The organism is Burkholderia sp. AU45274 (genome assembly GCF_030482505.1).
In the GTDB taxonomy this organism is placed as follows: Bacteria; Pseudomonadota; Gammaproteobacteria; order Burkholderiales; family Burkholderiaceae; genus Burkholderia.
The window spans coordinates 136,424-155,548 of the sequence record NZ_JAUJQE010000002.1 but is presented as its reverse complement, the minus strand read 5'-3'; the positions used below and the strand labels follow the sequence as shown (position 1 = coordinate 155,548).

Annotated in this window: 17 protein-coding genes; 8 read left to right on the top strand and 9 right to left on the bottom strand. The window is 67.6% G+C overall.

The genetic code is table 11. The features are described from left to right. Positions 1–132 precede the first annotated feature (132 nt). Positions 133–2,070, top strand: a complete 1,938-nt coding sequence (locus QZM35_RS09505) for an ATP-binding cassette domain-containing protein (protein WP_089425700.1) — start codon at positions 133–135, stop codon at positions 2,068–2,070. A gap of 191 nt (positions 2,071–2,261) precedes the next feature. Here QZM35_RS09505 and QZM35_RS09500 read toward each other — a convergent pair whose 3' ends face one another. From QZM35_RS09500 to alr, 3 genes are all read right to left on the bottom strand, one after another. After that, entirely contained in the window at positions 2,262–2,528 is a 267-nt protein-coding gene (locus QZM35_RS09500) for a DUF2866 domain-containing protein (RefSeq protein ID WP_039342663.1), read from the bottom strand. Positions 2,529–2,674: 146 nt separating this feature from the next. Continuing rightward, the gene (gene radA / locus QZM35_RS09495) at positions 2,675–4,051 is read right to left on the bottom strand and encodes a DNA repair protein RadA (RefSeq protein WP_089425946.1); all 1,377 of its coding nucleotides are present in this window, start codon (positions 4,049–4,051) and stop codon (positions 2,675–2,677) included. An 11-nt stretch (positions 4,052–4,062) separates the two neighbouring features. Further along, a complete protein-coding gene (gene alr, locus QZM35_RS09490; protein ID WP_069248292.1) occupies positions 4,063–5,133 on the bottom strand; it encodes an alanine racemase in 1,071 nt (356 codons plus the stop codon). A gap of 218 nt (positions 5,134–5,351) precedes the next feature. On the opposite strand from alr, the gene lplT reads away from it, so the two are divergent. Together lplT and thiD are read left to right on the top strand one after the other, a co-directional pair. Further along, positions 5,352–6,659: a lysophospholipid transporter LplT gene (gene lplT / locus QZM35_RS09485; RefSeq protein WP_089425701.1), complete on the top strand. Its 1,308-nt coding sequence runs from the start codon at positions 5,352–5,354 to the stop codon at positions 6,657–6,659. A gap of 58 nt (positions 6,660–6,717) precedes the next feature. Continuing rightward, positions 6,718–7,527 (top strand): bifunctional hydroxymethylpyrimidine kinase/phosphomethylpyrimidine kinase, encoded by an 810-nt coding sequence (gene thiD, locus QZM35_RS09480; RefSeq protein WP_089425702.1) that lies wholly within the window; start codon positions 6,718–6,720, stop codon positions 7,525–7,527. A gap of 18 nt (positions 7,528–7,545) precedes the next feature. On the opposite strand, the gene QZM35_RS09475 is transcribed toward thiD, so the two are convergent. From QZM35_RS09475 to tsaB, 4 genes are read right to left on the bottom strand one after another with little or no spacing between them, the layout of a single operon-like run. Then, a complete protein-coding gene (locus QZM35_RS09475) occupies positions 7,546–8,511 on the bottom strand; it encodes a DUF1853 family protein (protein WP_301775848.1) in 966 nt (321 codons plus the stop codon). Then, positions 8,508–9,545: a uracil-DNA glycosylase gene (locus QZM35_RS09470; RefSeq protein WP_301775847.1), complete on the bottom strand. Its 1,038-nt coding sequence runs from the start codon at positions 9,543–9,545 to the stop codon at positions 8,508–8,510. The genes QZM35_RS09475 and QZM35_RS09470 overlap by 4 nt, the downstream gene beginning before the upstream one ends. After that, entirely contained in the window at positions 9,532–10,032 is a 501-nt protein-coding gene (gene rimI, locus QZM35_RS09465) for a ribosomal protein S18-alanine N-acetyltransferase (RefSeq protein WP_089425705.1), read from the bottom strand. Before rimI ends, QZM35_RS09470 begins: the two co-directional genes overlap by 14 nt. After that, positions 10,029–10,796 (bottom strand): tRNA (adenosine(37)-N6)-threonylcarbamoyltransferase complex dimerization subunit type 1 TsaB, encoded by a 768-nt coding sequence (gene tsaB, locus QZM35_RS09460; RefSeq protein WP_089425706.1) that lies wholly within the window; start codon positions 10,794–10,796, stop codon positions 10,029–10,031. Before tsaB ends, rimI begins: the two co-directional genes overlap by 4 nt. A 148-nt stretch (positions 10,797–10,944) precedes the next feature. Between tsaB and QZM35_RS09455 the strand changes: the two genes are divergently transcribed. The 3 genes from QZM35_RS09455 to aceA all read left to right on the top strand — a co-directional run bounded on the left by QZM35_RS09455 (position 10,945) and on the right by aceA (position 14,847). Then, on the top strand, positions 10,945–11,214 hold the full coding sequence (locus QZM35_RS09455; RefSeq protein WP_031399394.1) for an acyl-CoA-binding protein: 270 nt from the start codon (positions 10,945–10,947) through the stop codon (positions 11,212–11,214). A 363-nt stretch (positions 11,215–11,577) separates the two neighbouring features. Continuing rightward, positions 11,578–13,128: a DEAD/DEAH box helicase gene (locus QZM35_RS09450; RefSeq protein WP_089431241.1), complete on the top strand. Its 1,551-nt coding sequence runs from the start codon at positions 11,578–11,580 to the stop codon at positions 13,126–13,128. A 411-nt stretch (positions 13,129–13,539) separates the two neighbouring features. After that, positions 13,540–14,847 (top strand): isocitrate lyase, encoded by a 1,308-nt coding sequence (gene aceA / locus QZM35_RS09445; RefSeq protein WP_069248300.1) that lies wholly within the window; start codon positions 13,540–13,542, stop codon positions 14,845–14,847. Between the two features lie 199 nt (positions 14,848–15,046). On the opposite strand, the gene QZM35_RS09440 is transcribed toward aceA, so the two are convergent. Further along, the gene (locus QZM35_RS09440; protein ID WP_089425708.1) at positions 15,047–15,481 is read right to left on the bottom strand and encodes a universal stress protein; all 435 of its coding nucleotides are present in this window, start codon (positions 15,479–15,481) and stop codon (positions 15,047–15,049) included. Positions 15,482–15,640: 159 nt separating this feature from the next. Continuing rightward, complete coding sequence (locus QZM35_RS09435; protein ID WP_089425709.1) at positions 15,641–16,546, bottom strand: LysR family transcriptional regulator; 906 nt, start codon at positions 16,544–16,546, stop codon at positions 15,641–15,643. 154 nt (positions 16,547–16,700) lie between these two features. On the opposite strand from QZM35_RS09435, the gene QZM35_RS09430 reads away from it, so the two are divergent. Together QZM35_RS09430 and aceB are read left to right on the top strand one after the other, a co-directional pair. After that, complete coding sequence (locus tag QZM35_RS09430; protein ID WP_089431242.1) at positions 16,701–17,462, top strand: haloacid dehalogenase type II; 762 nt, start codon at positions 16,701–16,703, stop codon at positions 17,460–17,462. A 67-nt stretch (positions 17,463–17,529) separates the two neighbouring features. Beyond that, positions 17,530–19,122 (top strand): malate synthase A, encoded by a 1,593-nt coding sequence (gene aceB / locus QZM35_RS09425; protein WP_301775846.1) that lies wholly within the window; start codon positions 17,530–17,532, stop codon positions 19,120–19,122. Positions 19,123–19,125: the final 3 nt, after the last annotated feature.

Below are 19,125 nucleotides of genomic sequence, written 5' to 3'. Positions count from 1 at the left end.
CACTCCTTTTACGAAACCGGATCGACGTGGAGTCTAGGCGAAATTGCCCCGTTGCGGCATCCGCCGAACGGCCAATGCCCGGCGCGAGCGGCGCGCAGTCTAGAATAGCGGTTTTGGCCAGTCATTTCCGCCGTGATCCGTTTCAATCAGTTCAGCCTTGCGCGCGGCACCAAGCCGCTGTTCGAGTCGACCTCCTTCGTGCTCAATCCCGGCGAGAAAGCCGGCCTGATCGGCGCGAACGGCGCCGGCAAGTCGACCCTGTTCTCGGTCCTGCGCGGCGAGCTGCACTCGGACGGCGGCGATTTCTCGATGCCGCCGTCGTGGCGGATCGCCCATGTGTCGCAGGAAACGCCCGCGGTCGACCGCTCGGCGCTCGACTACACGCTCGACGGCGACGCCGCGCTGCGCGAGATCGAGGCCCGTATCGCCGCCGCCTCCGCCGCGCATGACGGCGCCGCCGAAGCCGACGCGCACGCGGCGTTCGCCGACGCCGACGGCTACACCGCGCCTGCCCGCGCCGAGGCGCTGCTGCTCGGCCTCGGCTTCACGCTCGCGCAGACGCGCGAATCCGTCGCCAGCTTCTCCGGCGGCTGGCGCATGCGCCTGAACCTCGCGCAGGCGCTGATGTGCCGTTCCGACCTGCTGCTGCTCGACGAACCGACGAACCACCTCGACCTCGACGCGATCGTCTGGCTCGAAGACTGGCTGCACCGCTACCCCGGCACGCTCGTCGTGATCTCGCACGACCGCGAATTCCTCGATTCGATCTGCAACGTTACGCTGCATCTGGAAAACCGCCAGGTGAAGCGCTACGGCGGCAACTACTCGCAGTTCGAAGTGCTGCGCGCGCAGCAACTGGCGCTGCAGCAAAGCGCCTACGAAAAGCAGCAGAAGACGATCGAGCACCTGCAGAGCTTCGTCGACCGCTTCAAGGCCAAGGCGACCAAGGCCAAGCAGGCGCAGAGCCGGATGAAGGCGCTCGAGAAGATGGAGCTGATCGCGCCCGCGCACATCGCGTCGCCGTTCACGTTCGAATTCCGCACGCCCGATGCCGCGCCGAACCCGATGATGGTGATGGAAGACGTCCGCTGCGGCTACCACGCCGACGGCGGAGCGGAAATCCCGATCGTCGAGCGTGTCGCGCTGTCGATCCAGAACGGCCAGCGCATCGGCCTGCTCGGCGCGAACGGCCAGGGCAAGTCGACGCTGATCAAGACGCTGGCCGGCACGCTCGCGCCGCTGTCGGGGCACGTCCGCGACGGCAAGGGGCTGACGATCGGCTATTTCGCGCAGCACCAGCTCGAAACGCTGCGCGAAGATGATTCCCCGCTCGCGCATCTGGCGCGGCTCGCGCCCGACACGCGCGAGCAGGAACTGCGCGACTTCCTCGGCGGCTTCAACTTCTCGGGCGACATGGCGACCACCCCGGTCGGGCCGTTTTCGGGCGGCGAAAAGGCACGCCTCGCGCTCGCGCTGATCATCTGGCAGAAGCCGAACCTGCTGCTGCTCGACGAACCGACCAACCACCTCGACCTCGAAACGCGCCATGCGCTGACGATGGCGCTCGCGCAGTTCGAAGGCACGCTGATCCTCGTCTCGCACGACCGTCACCTGCTGCGCGCGACGACCGACCAGTTCATGCTGGTCGCGAAGCACCGGCTGCAGCCGTTCGACGGCGACCTCGACGACTACCGCGACTGGCTGCTGCAGCACGCGGCCGAGCAGCGCGCGGCCGCGAAGGCCGATAGCGCGGCGTCTTCGGGCGCGGGTACGGGTGCCGCAGCCAACCGCAAGGACCAGAAGCGTCAAGCAGCCGAGGAGCGGCAGCGCCTGTCGGTGCTGAAGAAGCCGCTGCAGACGCGCATCACGAAGCTCGAAAAGGAAATGGAGACGCTGCACGCGGAGAAGGCCCGCCTCGACGCATTCGTCGCCGATCCGGCGAGCTACGAAGCCGAACGCAAGACGGAACTGACCGAGGCGATCCGCAAGCTCGGGGACGTCAACACGCGTCTCGAAACGGTCGAGGCCGACTGGCTCGCCGCGCAGGAAGAGCTCGAGCAGATCGGCTGACCGCCGTCGCGGCGCGCAGCCGACCGATGCGCCCACCAGCCCGGCGTGCCGGCTGGCGCCGCGCCCCCTCGGCATCGCAGCACCTCGACAGACCATCGGGCCGTGGGCGGCCCCAGATGTGACAAGGCCGGGCGCGCCGGCCCGGCCTGTTCATTCATTACCGCAATCACCCAATTCGCCGAGTTGCCGGCTCAACGCCGCGGCAACGTGTCGCGCGGCATCTGCTCGTCGTCGCCCATCAGATGCCGGCGCCCTTCGGTCGGCCGCCGGATCGCCGCGGCGACTTCCGCTTCCGTCACGTCCTCGGACACGACCTTGCGCGCCAGGCGCCCCTCGTCGTCGATCCATTCGACGATCCGGCATCCGCCGCCCCAGGGCTGGCGAATCGGCTCCGACACGCGGCAGCCACGCAGGTTGTAAAGGCGTCCGCTCGGCGCTTCCCCATACGATTTCAACATAGGATCCCTTCGCATTGCGCGGTTCGACAATCCGGCAAAGGATAGGGAAAAGCGATGTCCGGCGGGTTACATAACCCTACATCTTCTTTACAGCGAATTACGCGACAGATCGCCCGCTCAGATGACACGGGCGCCTGACGCGCCGGTCACTCGAGATCGCGCACGCGGTCGATCGCCTGCTCGAGCCGATCGACGGCCATCACGTTCAGCCCTTCGATCGGCTGCTTCGGCGCATTCGCCTTCGGAATCAGCGCGGACGTGAAACCGAGCTTCGCCGCCTCGCGCAGCCGTTCCTGCCCGCGCGGGGACGGCCGGATCTCGCCCGCCAGCCCGACTTCACCGAACACGATCAGCCCCTTCGGCAGCGCCTTGTTGCGCATCGACGAATGGATCGCCAGCAGCACCGCGAGGTCGGCGGCCGGCTCGGTGATCTTCACGCCGCCCACCGCGTTGAGGAACACGTCCTGGTCGAAGGCCGCGATGCCGGCGTGCCGGTGCAGCACCGCGAGCAGCATCGCGAGCCGGTTCTGCTCGAGGCCGACCGCGAGCCGGCGCGGGTTCGGCACGTGCGCCGTATCGACGAGCGCCTGGATTTCGACGAGCAGCGGGCGCGTGCCTTCCTGCGTGACGAGCACGCACGAGCCGGGCACGACCTGCTCGTGCTGCGACAGGAACAGCGCGGACGGATTCGCGACGCCGCGCAGCCCACGCTCGGTCATCGCGAACACGCCGAGCTCGTTGACCGCACCGAAGCGGTTCTTGAACGCGCGCACGAGCCGGAACGACGAATGCGTGTCGCCTTCGAAGTACAGCACCGTGTCGACGATGTGCTCGAGCACGCGCGGGCCGGCCAGGTTGCCTTCCTTCGTCACGTGCCCGACCATGATGATCGCGGTGCCCGACTGCTTCGCGATACGCGTGAGCTGCGCCGCGCACTCGCGCACCTGTGCAACCGAGCCCGGCGCCGACGTGAGCGCTTCCGAATAGACGGTCTGGATCGAGTCGATCACGGCCACATCCGGCCGTTCCGCGTCGATCGCGGCCTGGATCTTCTCGAGCTGGATCTCGGCGAGCAGCTTCAGCTCATCCGCCGCCGCACCGCCGTCGAGCAGCGCAAGCCGTTGTGCGCGCAACGCGATCTGCGCGGCCGATTCCTCGCCGCTGATATAGAGCGCGCGCCGCTCGCTCGCGATGTCCGCAAGCGACTGCAGCAGCAGCGTCGACTTGCCGATGCCCGGATCGCCGCCGATCAGCACGACACCGCCCGGGACCAGCCCGCCGCCGAGCACGCGGTCGAATTCGCCGATGCCGGTCGAGAAGCGCGGCACGTCGGCCGCTTCGATGTCGACGAGACGCTGGACGGGCGCCCGCTTCGCGAGCGACTGGAAACGATGGGCAGCGGGCGATTCGGCGACCGACTCAACCAGCGTGTTCCAGGCCTGGCACGACGGGCATTGGCCCTGCCACTTCGGGGTCTGTCCGCCGCACTCGCTGCAGACGTATACGGTTTTCTGTTTGGCCACGCGCAACGCCCTTATTCCGCGCGCACGGGCACGCGGCCGGCGACCGCGCACATCAGCTCGTAGCCGATCGTGCCGCAATGGCGGGCGACGTCGTCGATCGGCAGCGCGTTGCCCCACAGCTCGACGCGCGCGCCGACGCCGGCCTGCGGGCACGGGGTCAGGTCGACGGTGATCATGTCCATCGATACGCGACCGACGATCCGCGTGCGGATGCCGTCGACGATCACCGGCGTGCCTTCGGGCGCGACCCGCGGATAGCCGTCCGCGTAACCGCACGCGACCACGCCGATCCGCATCGGCGCCTGCGCGGAGAACGTCGAGCCATAGCCGATGGCCTGGCCCTTCCCGATCGTCTGCACCGCGATCAGCTCGGATGCGAGCGTCATCGCGGGCTTCAGCCCGGTATCGGCGATGTCGGACGACAGCCCGGACGGCGACGCGCCATACAGCACGATCCCCGGGCGCACCCAGTCGAAGTGGGTATCCGGATGCCACAGCACGGCCGCCGAGTTCGCGAGGCTGCGCGCGCCGGCGATGCTTTCCGCGCCGCGCTCGAACGTCGCGAGCTGCTCGGCGACGCCGCGCTCGTTGTCCGCATCCGAAAAATGGGTCATCAACGTGATCTGGCCGATCCCGGGGCACGCGCGGGCGCGCTCCCATGCGGCACGGTATTTTTCCGGCTGGTAGCCGAGCCGGTTCATCCCGCTGTTCATCTTGAGCTGCACGTTGACGGGCTTCGACAGCCGCGCCGTTTCCAGCATCCGCATCTGCTCGTCGTTGTGGACGGTCGTCGTCAGGCTGTAGCGGTCGATCACGTCGATGTCGGTCGAGCGGAAGAACCCTTCGAGCAGCAGGATCGGGCCGGCCCAGCCGAGTTCGCGCAGCTTGACGGCCTCGTCGAGGTCGAGCAGGCCGAAGCCGTCGGTGCCGCGCAGGCCGGGAAACACACGCGCGAGCCCGTGACCGTACGCGTTGGCCTTGACGACCGCCCAGACCTTGGACGGGCCGGCAAAGCGGCGGACGACGGAGAGATTGTTCGCGAGAGCGGCGGTATGGATGGTGGCGGAGATCGGGCGCGGCATGGGAAATTTACGTAAAGACGCTTGCGAATCATCAGCTTACCGCGCCTTTTGAGCACTGAAGCCGACAATTTGCGGAACGATCGGGGAATCTTGCTAGTCCGAATTGGCGTATTTTCATGTTATAAAGCCGTGCGCACAACCCATTTCGAACGGAATAAGCCGATCGCATACCAGGCGGCCTACGCGGCCCTGCCGCAGCGACGAAAGCATCGCATCAGATGAAAAAAGGTTTTTACACCATCATGGCCGCGCAGTTTTTCTCGTCGCTGGCCGACAATGCGCTCCTCATCGCCGCCATCGCCCTGCTGAAAGACCTCCACGCCCCCAACTGGATGACACCGCTGTTGAAGCTGTTCTTCGTGTTGTCCTATGTGGTGCTGGCGGCCTATGTCGGCGCCTTCGCGGATTCGCGCCCGAAGGGCCGCGTGATGTTCATCACCAACTCGATCAAGGTCGTCGGCTGCATGATCATGCTGTTCGGCGCCCACCCGTTGATTGCGTACGGGATCGTCGGCTTCGGCGCCGCGGCCTACTCGCCCGCGAAATACGGCATCCTCACCGAGCTGCTGCCGGCCGACCGGCTGGTCGCCGCGAACGGCTGGATCGAAGGCACGACCGTCAGCTCGATCATCCTCGGCACCGTGCTGGGCGGCGCGCTGATCAGCCCGCACATCGCGTCGCACGTGATCGCGCACACGCCCGCCTGGATCGGCACGCCCGCCGAAGCGGCGATGGCGATCATCATGGCGATCTACGTGATCGCCGCGCTGTTCAACCTGCGCATCCCCGATACGGGCGCCCGCTACCCGAAGCAGGAACGCGGCCCGGTCAAGCTCCTCACGGATTTCGCCGACTGCTTCATGGTGCTGTGGCGCGACAAGCTCGGCCAGATCTCGCTGGCGGTCACGACGCTGTTCTGGGGCGCCGGCGCGACGCTGCAGTTCATCGTGCTGAAGTGGGCTGAAGTGTCGCTCGGCATGTCGCTGTCGGAAGGCGCGATCCTGCAGGCCGTGGTCGCCGTGGGCGTCGCGGCCGGCGCAATCGCCGCCGCCGCCCGAATCCCGTTGAAGAAGTCGCTGACCGTGCTGCCCGTCGGCATCATCATGGGCATCGCGGTGATGCTGATGGCGTTCTACACGCGCGACCTGTTCCCGTCGCACTGGGCCGTGCACATCGGCCACCTGCGCATGCCCGTGTACCTGATCATCGCGTACATCTTCCTGATGTGCGTCGGCGCATTGTCCGGCTACTTCGTCGTTCCGATGAACGCGCTGCTGCAGCACCGCGGCCACGTGCTGCTGTCGGCCGGCCACTCGATCGCGGTGCAGAACTTCAACGAGAACCTGTCGGTGCTCGTGATGCTGTGCCTGTATGCGGTGCTGGTGTGGCTCGACGTGCCGGTCGGCGTCGTGATCGTGCTGTTCGGCACGTTCGTCTGCCTGACGATGTGGCTCGTGATGCGCCGCCACCAGGCGAACCAGCGCCAGTTCGACTCGGTCGCGCTGATCGGCGAATCGCGGCACTGACGCTACACTTCCCGTTTCCGTCCGCCGGCGCCGGTCCTCGAACCGGCGCGTTGCCCTCATGACGCACCCGATACCCAACATCCTGACGATCGCCGGCTCCGATTCGGGCGGCGGCGCAGGCATCCAGGCCGACCTGAAGACCTTTTCCGCGCTCGGCGCGTATGGCGCGAGCGTGATCACCGCGCTGACCGCGCAGAACACCCGCGGCGTGACGGGCGTGCATGCGCCGGACGCTGCGTTCGTGACCGCGCAACTCGACGCGGTGTTCGGCGATATCCGTATCGATGCGGTCAAGATCGGGATGCTCGCGAACGCGGCGATCGTGCACGCGGTCGCCGACGCGCTGCGGCGCTACGCGCCGCGCTTCGTCGTGCTCGACACGGTGATGATCTCGAAGAGCTCGCACGCGCTCCTCGCACCCGATGCCGTCGACGCGTTGCGCGATGCGCTGCTGCCGCTCGCGACGGTCGTGACGCCGAACCTGCCCGAAGCGGCCGCGCTGCTGAACGATGTGCCCGCAACCACCGAAGACGACATGGTCCGGCAAGGTCAGGCACTGTTACAGACGGGTGCGCGCGCCGTGCTGATGAAAGGCGGCCACCTGCCGGACGCGTCCGCGAGCCCCGACTGGCTCGTGGAAGCGACCCGCACCGTGCGGCTCGACGGCGCACGCGTACCGGTGAGCAACACGCACGGTACCGGCTGCACGCTGTCGTCGGCGATCGCCGCGCTGCTGCCGCAGCAGCCCGACCTCGAAAGCGCGGTGCGCGAAGCCAAGACCTACCTGACCGGCGCGATCGCCGCGAGCGGCCACCTCGACGTCGGCCACGGCGTCGGCCCCGTCCATCACTTCCATCGCTGGTGGTGATCGCCGGCTGACGCGGCGTCAGTGATCCTGCGCCGCGAACGCCTGGGCACGCACCGGCCAGTCGTCCGGCACGACGAAGCCGCGCGCCGTTTCGCGCCACGTGCCGTCACTGCCCTTTTCATGAATGCCGATCAGCGCAGGCGCCTCGCGCGTCGTCAACACCGACGGCAATTCCAGCGTGGCCGCCAGCGTTTCGGGTTCGAATCCGCTACCGACGGCAGCCAGTCGCGGCGCTAGCCACGCAAGCCGCGGCAACACGCTCCATGCGACGCCGGCACGCTGAGCGGCCGCCCAGGCCGGCCACTGCGCGTGCGTGAGCCAGAAACCGTGCGGGTGATCCGGCGCGATTTCCGCGGACACCGGCGGCAGCGGCGCGCCGTGCGGATAGAACAACCAGCCCTTGATGAACATCTGCGCGTCGGACGGCGCGCCGTAGCCGAGCCGCGCAAACCCGTCGCGATCGCCGAGCCGCAGCTGATGCTCGAGTAACCGAGTGCGCTTGCGGTCGAACCGGTCGACGAGGTTGGGGCCAACGAAATCGGCAAGCGATGCGCCGGCTTGCACCGGCGCGCACAGGTAGCACTTCACCGCGAGTTCCCAGTGCAGGCGCCGCCCGTCCGGTGCGTCGACGAGAAAATCGACTTCGCCGAGCGTCTTGCCGTTGCTGCGCAGCGGCAGATTGGCCGCGACGAGCCGCAGCGACGGCCCGTGCGTCAGGAAATACTCGAGCAGGCATTCGGCATAGCGGCCGAGGCGGGTGGGCCGGAAGCCGTCGAGCGCGCGATGCAGCGGCTCGGGCTGCGCATCGAGCGCGGCGAGCCATGCTTCGACGGCCGACTGTCCCACCGCATCCAGCCACGGGCGCGCCAGCGGCGCGTCCGGCACCGCGGTAAGCAAGCTCGGGCTGGCCAGCAGCCAGCCCAGATCCCGAACCGCGACGTCGTGCAGCGTATCGACGAATGCGCACGCCGCGCCGGTCGTCATTGTCCGGCCGGCCCGTTCGCGTCGCCGCCCTCTGCGCGCCGGAACGTGTCGCGCGCGAGGCACAGGTCGGCCCACGCCTTCGACTTGTCCTGCAGGCTGCGCAACAGGTACGCCGGATGGTAGGTCACGATCACCGGCACGCCTTCGTACGCATGCACGCGGCCACGCAGCGACGCAATGCTCGCGTCCGTCTTCAGCAGCGTCTGCGCGGCGAAGCGGCCGAGCGCGACGATCAGCTTCGGCTTCACGAGCGCAACCTGGCGCTGCAGATACGGCTCGCAGCTCGCGACCTCGTCCGGCTCCGGATTGCGGTTGCCGGGCGGCCGGCACTTGATCACGTTCGCGATGTACACGTTGTCGCCGCGCTTGAGCGACAGCGAATGCAGCATGTTGTCGAGCAGCTTGCCGGCCTGGCCGACGAACGGCTCGCCCTGCTTGTCCTCGTTCTCGCCCGGCGCTTCGCCGATCAGCATCCAGTCCGCTTCGCGGTCGCCGACGCCGAACACGGTGTTGGTCCGCTTCTCGCACAGACCGCACAGCGTGCAGTCGGCCACGCGCGCGGCCAGCGCATCCCAGTCGAGCGCGGCAACCGGCGTACCGACGGGACGCGCTTCGGCCATCGGCACGGGATCGCCCGGCGGCGCCGCGTCGAACCACGCGAAATCGTCGGGTCCGGCAGGCGGCATGTCATCCATCGGCGGCATCGTGTCGGCCGACGCGACCGGCGTAACCGGTGCAGGCGCGCGATCGCCGTCGTCGACGCGCCGCGACGGGACGGCGGCCGGCGCGCGAGCCGGCGAAGCATCGGCGCTCCGCGCCACTGCGGGCGGTGCGTCGTCCTGCACCGGCGGACGCGCGGTCCGCGCAGGCCGCCCGGTCGCGACGGCCGGTGCGGCGTCCACCCCACCGGTTTGCGCGGCGGCGTGCGCTTCGGCTGTCGCGCCCTCGTCCGTGCCTGCATCCGCGCCTTGCCCGCGCCGCACCCAGATCTGCGCAAGGCCCATTTCCTCGAGCGCCGCTTCAGCCCATGCCATGCGCGTCCCCTTCGTCCTTGTTCAGCGTCAGACGCATCACGATCGCGTCCTCCCGGCTGCGATGCTTCGCCGGGTAATAATTCTTGCGCCGGCCGATCGTCAAGAAGCCGAAACGCTCGTACAGATGGATCGCGCGCGGATTGGACGGCCGCACCTCGAGCAGCACGCCGTCGAGCCCTTCCGCGCGCGAAATGCGCACGGCCTCGCGCAGCAGCGCCAGGCCCGCGCCCGCGCACTGCGCGGCCGGCGCGACGCACAGGTTCAGCAGGTGCATCTCGTCGACCACGGGCATCAGCACGCAATAGCCGATCAACGAACCCGTCACGTGCCGCAGGCACACGCCCAGATAGCCGTTGCGCAACGAATCCTCGAAATTGCCGCGGCTCCACGGGAATTCGTACGCGACGTGCTCGATCGCGACGACCTCGTCGAGATCGGCATCCGTCATCGGCGCCAGATAGCGGTCGCTCAGCAGTACGCCCGTCATCCCTTCGCTCCGCCCGTCTGCGCGGCCCGTGCCGCGACGCGCTCGGCGGTGGTCTGCGCGACCTTGTCGCGCACGTACTCCGGCGCCGCCTGATCGGCCGGCACCGCGCGGCCGGCGCGGAACGCACGCAGGGCGGCATGGGCGACCGCCAGCGCGTGCGGCATCGCGTCGCCGTCGATCACGGCCGCGCGCGCCGCAGCCGGCAACTGCGCGCCGAACGCGGCGGCCGCATTGCCCGCGAGCGTGAACGGCACATCGGGCACGCCGACGGCGCCCGGCGCATCGAGCGAAGCCGGATGCAGCGTGCGCCAGTCGCCGGTACTGTCGTCCCACGCGAAATCCGCCCAGTAGGCTTCATCCATCCGCGCATCCAGCGCGGCCAGCACGCGGGTCGTGCCGGGCGCGCGCAGCCGCGCGTGCTCGGCGCACGCGAGCAGCGTGCCGATCGGCACGACCGGCAGCCCGCGCCCGAACGCGAGACCCTGGGTGATGCCCGTCGCGGTACGCAGGCCCGTGAACGAGCCGGGGCCTGCGCCGAACGCGATCGCGTCGCAATCGGCGAGCGTCAGCCCCGATTCGGCGAAAAGATCCTGGATGGCCGGCAGCACGCGCGTGCTCGACACGGCGCCCGTCAGCTCGTGGCGGACCCAGGTTTGCGGGGTGGAAACGGCGTCATCGGCGTGGGCCGAGCGCAGCAGCGCGACCGAGCAGTATTCGGTCGACGTATCGATGGCGAGGAGCACTGTTTGCGTCATGGGCGACATTGTAATGCGGCGCCCCGCTCCCACGGGCGATCGGGCCCGATCCGTGCGTGTGCGCCGCACCGGGCGGCGGTTTGGAAGGATCGCTCGACCCCGCGCGGCGGTCCGCTTGTTAAGATCGCCCGACCTGAAACCCTTACGGAGACACCCGATGAGCGACCTCACCGCCCAATTCGACCAGGCCCAGATCGACGTCAAGCAACTGACGGAACGTCCGGGCAACCTGACCCTGCTGCGCCTGTACGCCCTCTTCAAGCAGGCGACCGACGGCGACGCCCATGGCGACAAGCCGGGCTTCACCGACATCGTCGGCAAATACAAGTACGACGCCTGGGATGCGCTGAAGGGCACGTCGCAGGATGCGGCGAAGCAGCAGTACATCGAACTCGTCGAATCGCTGAAGAACGGCACGGCTTCCTGACCGAATCGCCCCCTGCCGCAATAGGCAATCAAATCAGTGGCGCAGCGCAGCAAATCTCTTTATAATGCTGCCTGCGTCATCTTCCGCGCTCGGCTCGCAAGCCGTTCCGGCCTGACGCCTCGTAGCGTTAAGCTCCAATCCGGTTTAGAACCTGTCCCCTCCTGCTTCGACCTTCACGGTCGTCACTTATCAGGCTGGCGGCCACGCTCCTGAAGCGCGCCGCACCCAAAACAGCTTCTAATGCCTCATCCGCCGACGGTTCGGCGGATTGCACCCCCGTTTCCCGATTTGCTCGCTGAATCCGACGACTTGGGTATGCGCGATTGGCGCCGACGTTTCACCCACTGTGTTTCAAGGATTGTTATGACTTCGAGCATCAACTCCAGCCCGCTCAACGCGATCGCCGACCAGGCGCTCGGTCTCGACGACGCCGCCGCACCGGCCGCGGTCGAACCGGCGTCGGACGAGCCGAGCTTCGCGTCGCTCGGGTTGTCGCCGGAGATCGTCTCCGCGCTGCAGGCCGCCGGCTATGTGAAGCCGACGCCGGTCCAGCAGCGCGCGATTCCGGCCGGCATCGCCGGCCGTGACCTGCTGGTCTCGAGCCCGACCGGTTCGGGCAAGACCGCCGCATTCATGCTGCCCGCGATCGAACGTTTCGCGCAGCTCCAGAAGGCGCAGGCGCAGCAACCGCGCGCGCCGCGCGAACCGAACCAGGGCGACCGCCGCGCGCGCCGCCCGCAACCCGTCGCGCGCCCGGGCCTGCTCGTGCTGACGCCGACCCGTGAACTCGCGATGCAGGTCACCACGGCCGCAACGACCTATGGCAAGCACCTGAAGCGCCTGCGCACGGTCAGCATCCTCGGCGGCGTCGCCTACGGCCAGCAGCTGATGCTGCTCGCGAAGAACCCGGAAATCCTGGTCGCCACGCCGGGCCGTCTGCTCGACCACCTCGAGCGCGGCCGCATCGACCTGTCCGAGCTGAAGATGCTCGTCCTCGATGAAGCCGACCGCATGCTCGACATGGGCTTCATCGACGACATCGAAACGATCGTTGCCGCCACCCCCGAGTCGCGCCAGACGATGCTGTTCTCGGCCACGCTCGACGGCAAGATCGGTTCGCTGACGAGCCGCCTGCTGAAGGATCCGGAACGCATCGAGATCCAGCAGCGCCTCGAGTCGCGCGCGAACATCGCGCAAACCGTGCACTACGTCGACGACCGCGACCACAAGGATCGCCTGCTCGATCACCTGCTGCGCGACGACGCGCTCGACCAGGCGATCATCTTCACGGCGACCAAGATCGACGCCGACCAGCTCGCCGGCCGTCTCGCCGACGCAGGCTTCGAATCGGCCGCGCTGCACGGCGACCTGCCGCAGGGCGCGCGTAACCGCACGATCCGTGCGCTGCGCGAGCGCCGTGTGCGCGTGCTGGTGGCCACCGACGTCGCGGCACGCGGCATCGACATCCCGGGCATCACGCACGTGTTCAACTACGACCTGCCGAAGTTCGCGGAAGACTACGTGCACCGTATCGGCCGTACGGGCCGTGCAGGCCGTTCGGGCACGGCCGTGAGCCTCGTGCACCACGCCGAGCAAGGCGCGCTCAAGCGCATCGAGCGTTTCGTGCGCGCGCCGCTGCCGGTCAACGTGATCGAAGGCTTCGAGCCGCGCAAGGCGCCCCCGCGCAACGGCGGCACCGGCGGCCGTGGCCGTCCGGGCGGCGGTAACGGCGGTCGTCGTTTCGGCGGCAAGCCGGGCGGCGGTTATGGCGGCAGCGGTAACGGCAGCGGCCGCAGCTACGGCGGCGGCAATGGCGGCGGCTGGAGCGGCAAGCCGGGTGGCAGCCGTGACGGCGGCCCGCGTCGCGACGGCCAGCGCAGCGGCGGCCCGCGTCGCAGCAACTCCGCGTCGTAAGCACGCACGGGCGGCCACCGGCCGCCCTACGGAGGGCAGGCCCGCGGATAACCGCCCTGCCCATCCAGCCAACCGGCGCATCCGCGCCGGTTTTTTTTCGCCCCACCCCATATTTCACGATGCGGAAAATTTTTTTGTGTCGTAAAAAATCATGCTGCGCGGCACAACCCGGGCGATTGCGGGATGGGAAAATGCATTTCTTATCCTGAAACAATGATTTCAAGATATTGATTTAAAACAACTAAAAATTTACCCCACCCCTCGGCCGGCCCCCTGTCCTGCTCCAGTCGATTTGCCTAGACTCTTATACAAGACCTCACGAACCGGAACGCACCGCTCCCGGCTTCGAGAACAGCGTCAACACCGTCAGAGTCAACCCATCAGGCATCGCACCGCATCAAGGAGCTCATCATGTCGCGACAGCAACAGGCACAGGAACTGCAAAAGCAATGGGAAACCGATCCGCGCTGGAAGGGCATCAAGCGCAGCTACTCGGCTGAAGACGTGGTCCGCCTGCGTGGTTCGATTCCGATCGAGCACACGCTCGCCAAGCGCGGCGCGGAAAAACTGTGGAGCCTCGTCAACAACGAGCCGTTCGTCAACGCACTCGGCGCACTGACCGGCAACCAGGCGATGCAGCAGGTGAAGGCCGGCCTGAAGGCGATCTACCTGTCCGGCTGGCAAGTGGCCGGCGACGCGAACGTCGCGGGCGAAATGTACCCGGACCAGTCGCTGTACCCGGCAAACTCGGTGCCGCTTGTCGTGAAGCGCATCAACAACACGCTGACGCGCGCCGACCAGATCCAGTGGTCGGAAGGCAAGAACCCGGGCGACGAAGGTTATGTCGACTTCTTCGCACCGATCGTCGCCGACGCGGAAGCCGGTTTCGGCGGCGTGCTGAACGCGTTCGAACTGATGAAGGCGATGATCGAAGCCGGCGCGTCGGGCGTGCACTTCGAGGACCAGCTCGCTTCGGTGAAGAAGTGCGGCCACATGGGCGGCAAGGTGCTCGTGCCGACGCGCGAGGCCGTCGCGAAGCTGTCGGCTGCGCGTCTCGCGGCCGACGTGATGGGCACGTCGACCGTGCTGGTCGCCCGCACCGACGCGGAAGCAGCCGACCTGATCACGTCCGACGTCGACGACAACGACAAGCCCTTCCTGACGGGCGAGCGCACGGTGGAAGGCTTCTTCCGCACCAAGCCGGGCATCGAGCAGGCGATCTCGCGCGGTCTGGCGTACGCGCCATACGCCGACCTGGTCTGGTGCGAAACGGGCAAGCCGGATCTCGAGTACGCGAAGAAGTTCGCGGAAGCGATCCACAAGCAGTTCCCGGGCAAGCTGCTGTCGTACAACTGCTCGCCGTCGTTCAACTGGAAGAAGAACCTCGACGACGCGACGATCGCGAAGTTCCAGAAGGAACTCGGCGCGATGGGCTACAAGTTCCAGTTCATCACGCTGGCCGGCTTCCATGCGCTGAACTACTCGATGTTCAACCTCGCGCACGGCTATGCCCGCACGCAGATGAGCGCGTTCGTCGAACTGCAGCAGGCCGAGTTCGCAGCCGCGGACAAGGGCTTCACGGCCGTCAAGCACCAACGCGAAGTCGGCACCGGCTACTTCGACGCCGTGACGCAGACGGTCGAGCGCGAAGCATCGACCACCGCGCTGCACGGCTCGACCGAAGACGAGCAGTTCTTCGACGGCAAGAAGGTCGCGTAAGCCGAAAAGCACGACGCGCCACGCGTCATGCCGATGCCCGCCCCGTCTCGCGGCGGCGCGGCATCGGCCACCGGACAACAATCAGGGAGGAGACGGCAGGCGCGCGATCCCGATCGCGCGACCCGCCGCGCGGCCTGCGGGCCGCCAGCAACGACGCGCGCCGGCTTCGTCCGGCGCGCCCTTTTTCCAGGGCGCCGCCCTACCGATACACGATCACCGGAATTTTCGTATGGGTCAGCACGCGCTGCGTCTCGCTGCCGATCAGCAAGCTGCCGAGCCCGCGGCGTCCGTGGGACGCCATGAAGATCACGTCGCAGCCGCCGCGTTCGGCCGCCTCGATGATGCCGAGATACGGCGACGGATGCACGCTCGTCCAGGTGTCGCACTCGACGCCGGCCGCCTTCGCAGCCGATTCGACCTCGTCGAGGTGCGCACGCGCCTCGCGCTCGCTGCGCGCCCGGAAATCGGCGGGCGGCTCGATGATCACCTCGGAAAACGGCGAATACGGATACTGCGGCAGGCACGCGTAGGCCGTGACCCGCGCACCGACCGCGCGCGCCAGGTCGATCGCGCCGTCGATCGCCTTCTGCGACAGTTCGGAACCGTCGGTTGGAACGAGGATGTGCCGGAACATCGCGCCCTCCTTCGTCAATCGCACTCCGCGCGCCGCGCGTCCGGGCGGTCCGGCTGCGTCGCGTGGGGCATGCCTGTTTCGATTGTAGGACGTGAAAGCACCCGGCCGGGCCGCGCAGCGGGTTCGCCCTCATATCGGAAACGCGCGGCTGGCCGCCGCCTACTCGCCCCAATAACCGGGCCGCTCGTACGTGTGCTTCAGGTAATCGAGAAACAGCCGCACGCGCAGCGGCAGATGCCGACGTTGCGGAAACACCGCGTGGATACCGATCGGCGGGGCGGCGAATGCGTCGAGCACGCTGACGAGCCGGCCGGCCGCGATGTCCTCGCCGACCTCCCACCACGAGCGCCACGCCAGGCCGTGGCCTTCGAGGCACCACTCGTGCAGCACCGCACCGTCCGAGCACTCCATCGTGCCGTTCACGCGGATCGACACGACCTTGTCGTCCTCCTGGAACGTCCAGCCGCGTTGCTGGTTCGCGTTTGCCGCGAGCGCAAGGCAGTTGTGCCGCGCCAGCTCGGCAAGCGTGACCGGCGTGCCGCGTCGAGCCAAATACGCGGGCGAAGCGACGCACACGCGACGGTTCTCGCCGAGCTTCAGCGACACGAGCGACGAGTCGGGCAGCTCGCCGAGCCGCACCGCGCAATCGAACCCCTCGTTGACGAGGTCGACCATCCGGTCGGACAGATCGAGCGTGACCGATACATCCGGATGCCCGACGCTGAATTCGGGCACGAGCGGCGCGACGTGCCGCCGGCCGAAGCCGGCCGGCGCCGAGATGCGCAGGTGGCCGCTCGCCTTGACGCCGCCGGCGGACACGCTCGCCTCCGCGTTCTGCATGTCGTTGATGACGCGCTGGCAATCCTCGAGGAACGCCGAGCCCTCGAACGTCAGCGTGAGCTTGCGCGTCGTGCGCACCAGCAGCTTCACGCCAAGCCGCTCCTCGAGCGCGTCGAGCCGGCGGCCGATGATCGCGGGCGCGACCCCTTCCGCGTGCGCGGCCGCCGACAGGCTGCCCTTTGCCGCGACCGCGGCGAACGTTTCGATCTGCTTGAACCGGTCCATGACTCGCAGGGGCGGCGCCGTCGCCCTTCAAATAGCTTAAACCGCTCAAGATTAGGTAGATGAAAGTAAAAGATCAAGTGATGTTTAGCGTCTTTTTTGGCACATACGATCACGAATAGAATTCACCTGACCTCTGAAACTGGAGCGCAAGGCTATGTCGGCCACAACGACACTCTCCTCTCCCGACGCAATCCTCTTCGACGCATTCGGCACGTTGTTCGACGTGCGTGCGGTCCTGGCCGCGGCGGAGCAGATGTTTCCCGGTCACGGGGAACGGTTGTCGCAGTTGTGGCGACGCAAGCAAATCGAATACTCGCAACTGCGCACGCTCGCCGATCCGGCCGGCGCCCGCTATCGCCCGTTCCGGGACATCACGCTCGACGCGCTGCGGTTCGCCGCGCGCCGGCTCGGGCTCGCGCTGAACAGCGCGGCCGAGAAGCGGCTGATGGACGAATACGCGTGCCTGTCCACCTATCCCGATACGGTGCCCGCGCTGCGCAAGCTGCGCGCGCTCGACCCGCGCCCGCCGCTCGGGATCCTGTCGAACGGCACGCCGCAAATGCTCGACATCGCGATCAAGAGCGCCGGCATGTCCGGGCTGTTCGATCGCGTGCTGTCGGCCGACACCGTGCGCGCGTACAAGCCGAGCCCGGCCGCCTACGCGCTCGGCACCGACGCGTTCGGTCCGAACCGGCGGGGCATCGTGTTCGTGTCGTCGAACGCGTGGGACGTCGCCGGCGCCGTCTGGTTCGGCTACACGACGTTCTGGCTCAACCGCACGGGCGCGCCCGCCGAGGAACTCGGCGCGCCGCCCGACGGCATCGGCACCGGCATGGCCGACCTGCTCGCATTCCTCGCCACCCCGGCTCCGTCCGGCAGACCCGCAAACCGCACGCGCCCCAGCCCGGGTGCATGACGTTCGCAGCGCTGCCGCCTTCCCCCTTCACCGAAACCGCAACTGACCGACCAAGGAGATGAGACTCATGAGCACCCCGATCACGCTGCCGCAAGGCATGACGATCACCGGCGAAATCAAGCCGGGTTACGAAGCAATCCTGACGCCTGAAGCGCTCGCACTCGTTGCAGCGCTGCACCGCACGTTCGAACCGCGCCGCCAGGCGCTGCTGCAGGCGCGCGTCGAGCGCACGAAACGCCTCGACGCGGGCGAGCGCCCCGACTTCCTGGCCGAGACGAAGGCGATCCGCGAAGGCGACTGGAAGGTCGCGCCGCTGCCGGCCGACCTGCAATGCCGCCGTGTCGAGATCACGGGCCCCGTCGAGCGCAAGATGATCATCAACGCACTGAACTCGGGCGCCGATTCGTACATGACGGACTTCGAGGATTCGAACGCGCCGAGCTGGACGAACCAGATCGACGGCCAGATCAACCTGAAGGACGCGGTGCGCCGCACGATCTCGCTCGAGCAGAACGGCAAGTCGTACCGGCTGAACGACAAGGTCGCGACGCTGATCGTGCGTCCGCGCGGCTGGCACCTCGACGAGAAGCACGTGACGGTCGACGGCCAGCGCGTGTCCGGCGGCATCTTCGATTTCGCGCTGTTCCTGTTCCACAACGCGAAGGAGCTGCTCGCGCGCGGCTCGGGCCCGTACTTCTACCTGCCGAAGATGGAAAGCCATCTCGAGGCGCGCCTGTGGAACGACATCTTCGTCGCCGCGCAGGAAGGCGTCGGCGTGCCGCGCGGCACGATCCGCGCGACGGTGCTGATCGAGACGATCCTCGCCGCGTTCGAGATGGACGAAATCCTGTACGAACTGCGCGAACACAGCTCGGGCCTGAACGCCGGCCGCTGGGACTACATCTTCTCGGCCATCAAGAAGTTCAAGAACGACCGCGACTTCTGCCTCGCCGAGCGTTCGAAGATCACGATGACGGTGCCGTTCATGCGCGCGTACGCGCTGCTGCTGCTGAAGACCTGCCACAAGCGCAACGCGCCGGCGATCGGCGGGATGAGCGCGCTGATCCCGATCAAGAACGATCCGGAAGCGAACGACAAGGCCATGGGCGGCGTGCGCTCGGACAAGCAGCGCGACGCGACCGACGGCTACGACGGCGGCTGGGTGGCCCACCCGGGCCTCGTGCCGATCGCGATGGAAGAGTTCGTCAAGGTGCTCGGCGACAAGCCGAACCAGATCGCGAAGCAGCGCGACGACGTGCAGGTCGAAGGCAAGAACCTGCTCGACTTCCAGCCGGAAGCGCCGATCACCGAAGCCGGCCTGCGCAACAACATCAACGTCGGCATCCACTACCTCGGCGCCTGGCTCGACGGCAACGGCTGCGTGCCGATCCACAACCTGATGGAAGACGCGGCCACGGCCGAAATCTCCCGTTCGCAGGTGTGGCAATGGATCCGCTCGCCGAAGGGCGTGCTCGACGACGGCCGCAAGGTCACCGCCGAACTCGTGCGTGAACTCTCGAAGGCCGAACTCGACAACGTGAAGCGCTCGGTCGGCGGCAACACGCAGCCGTACGAGCGCGCCGCGGCGATCTTCGAGCAGATGTCGACGTCGGAAGGCTTCACCGAATTCCTGACGCTGCCGCTGTACGAGGAAATCTGACGT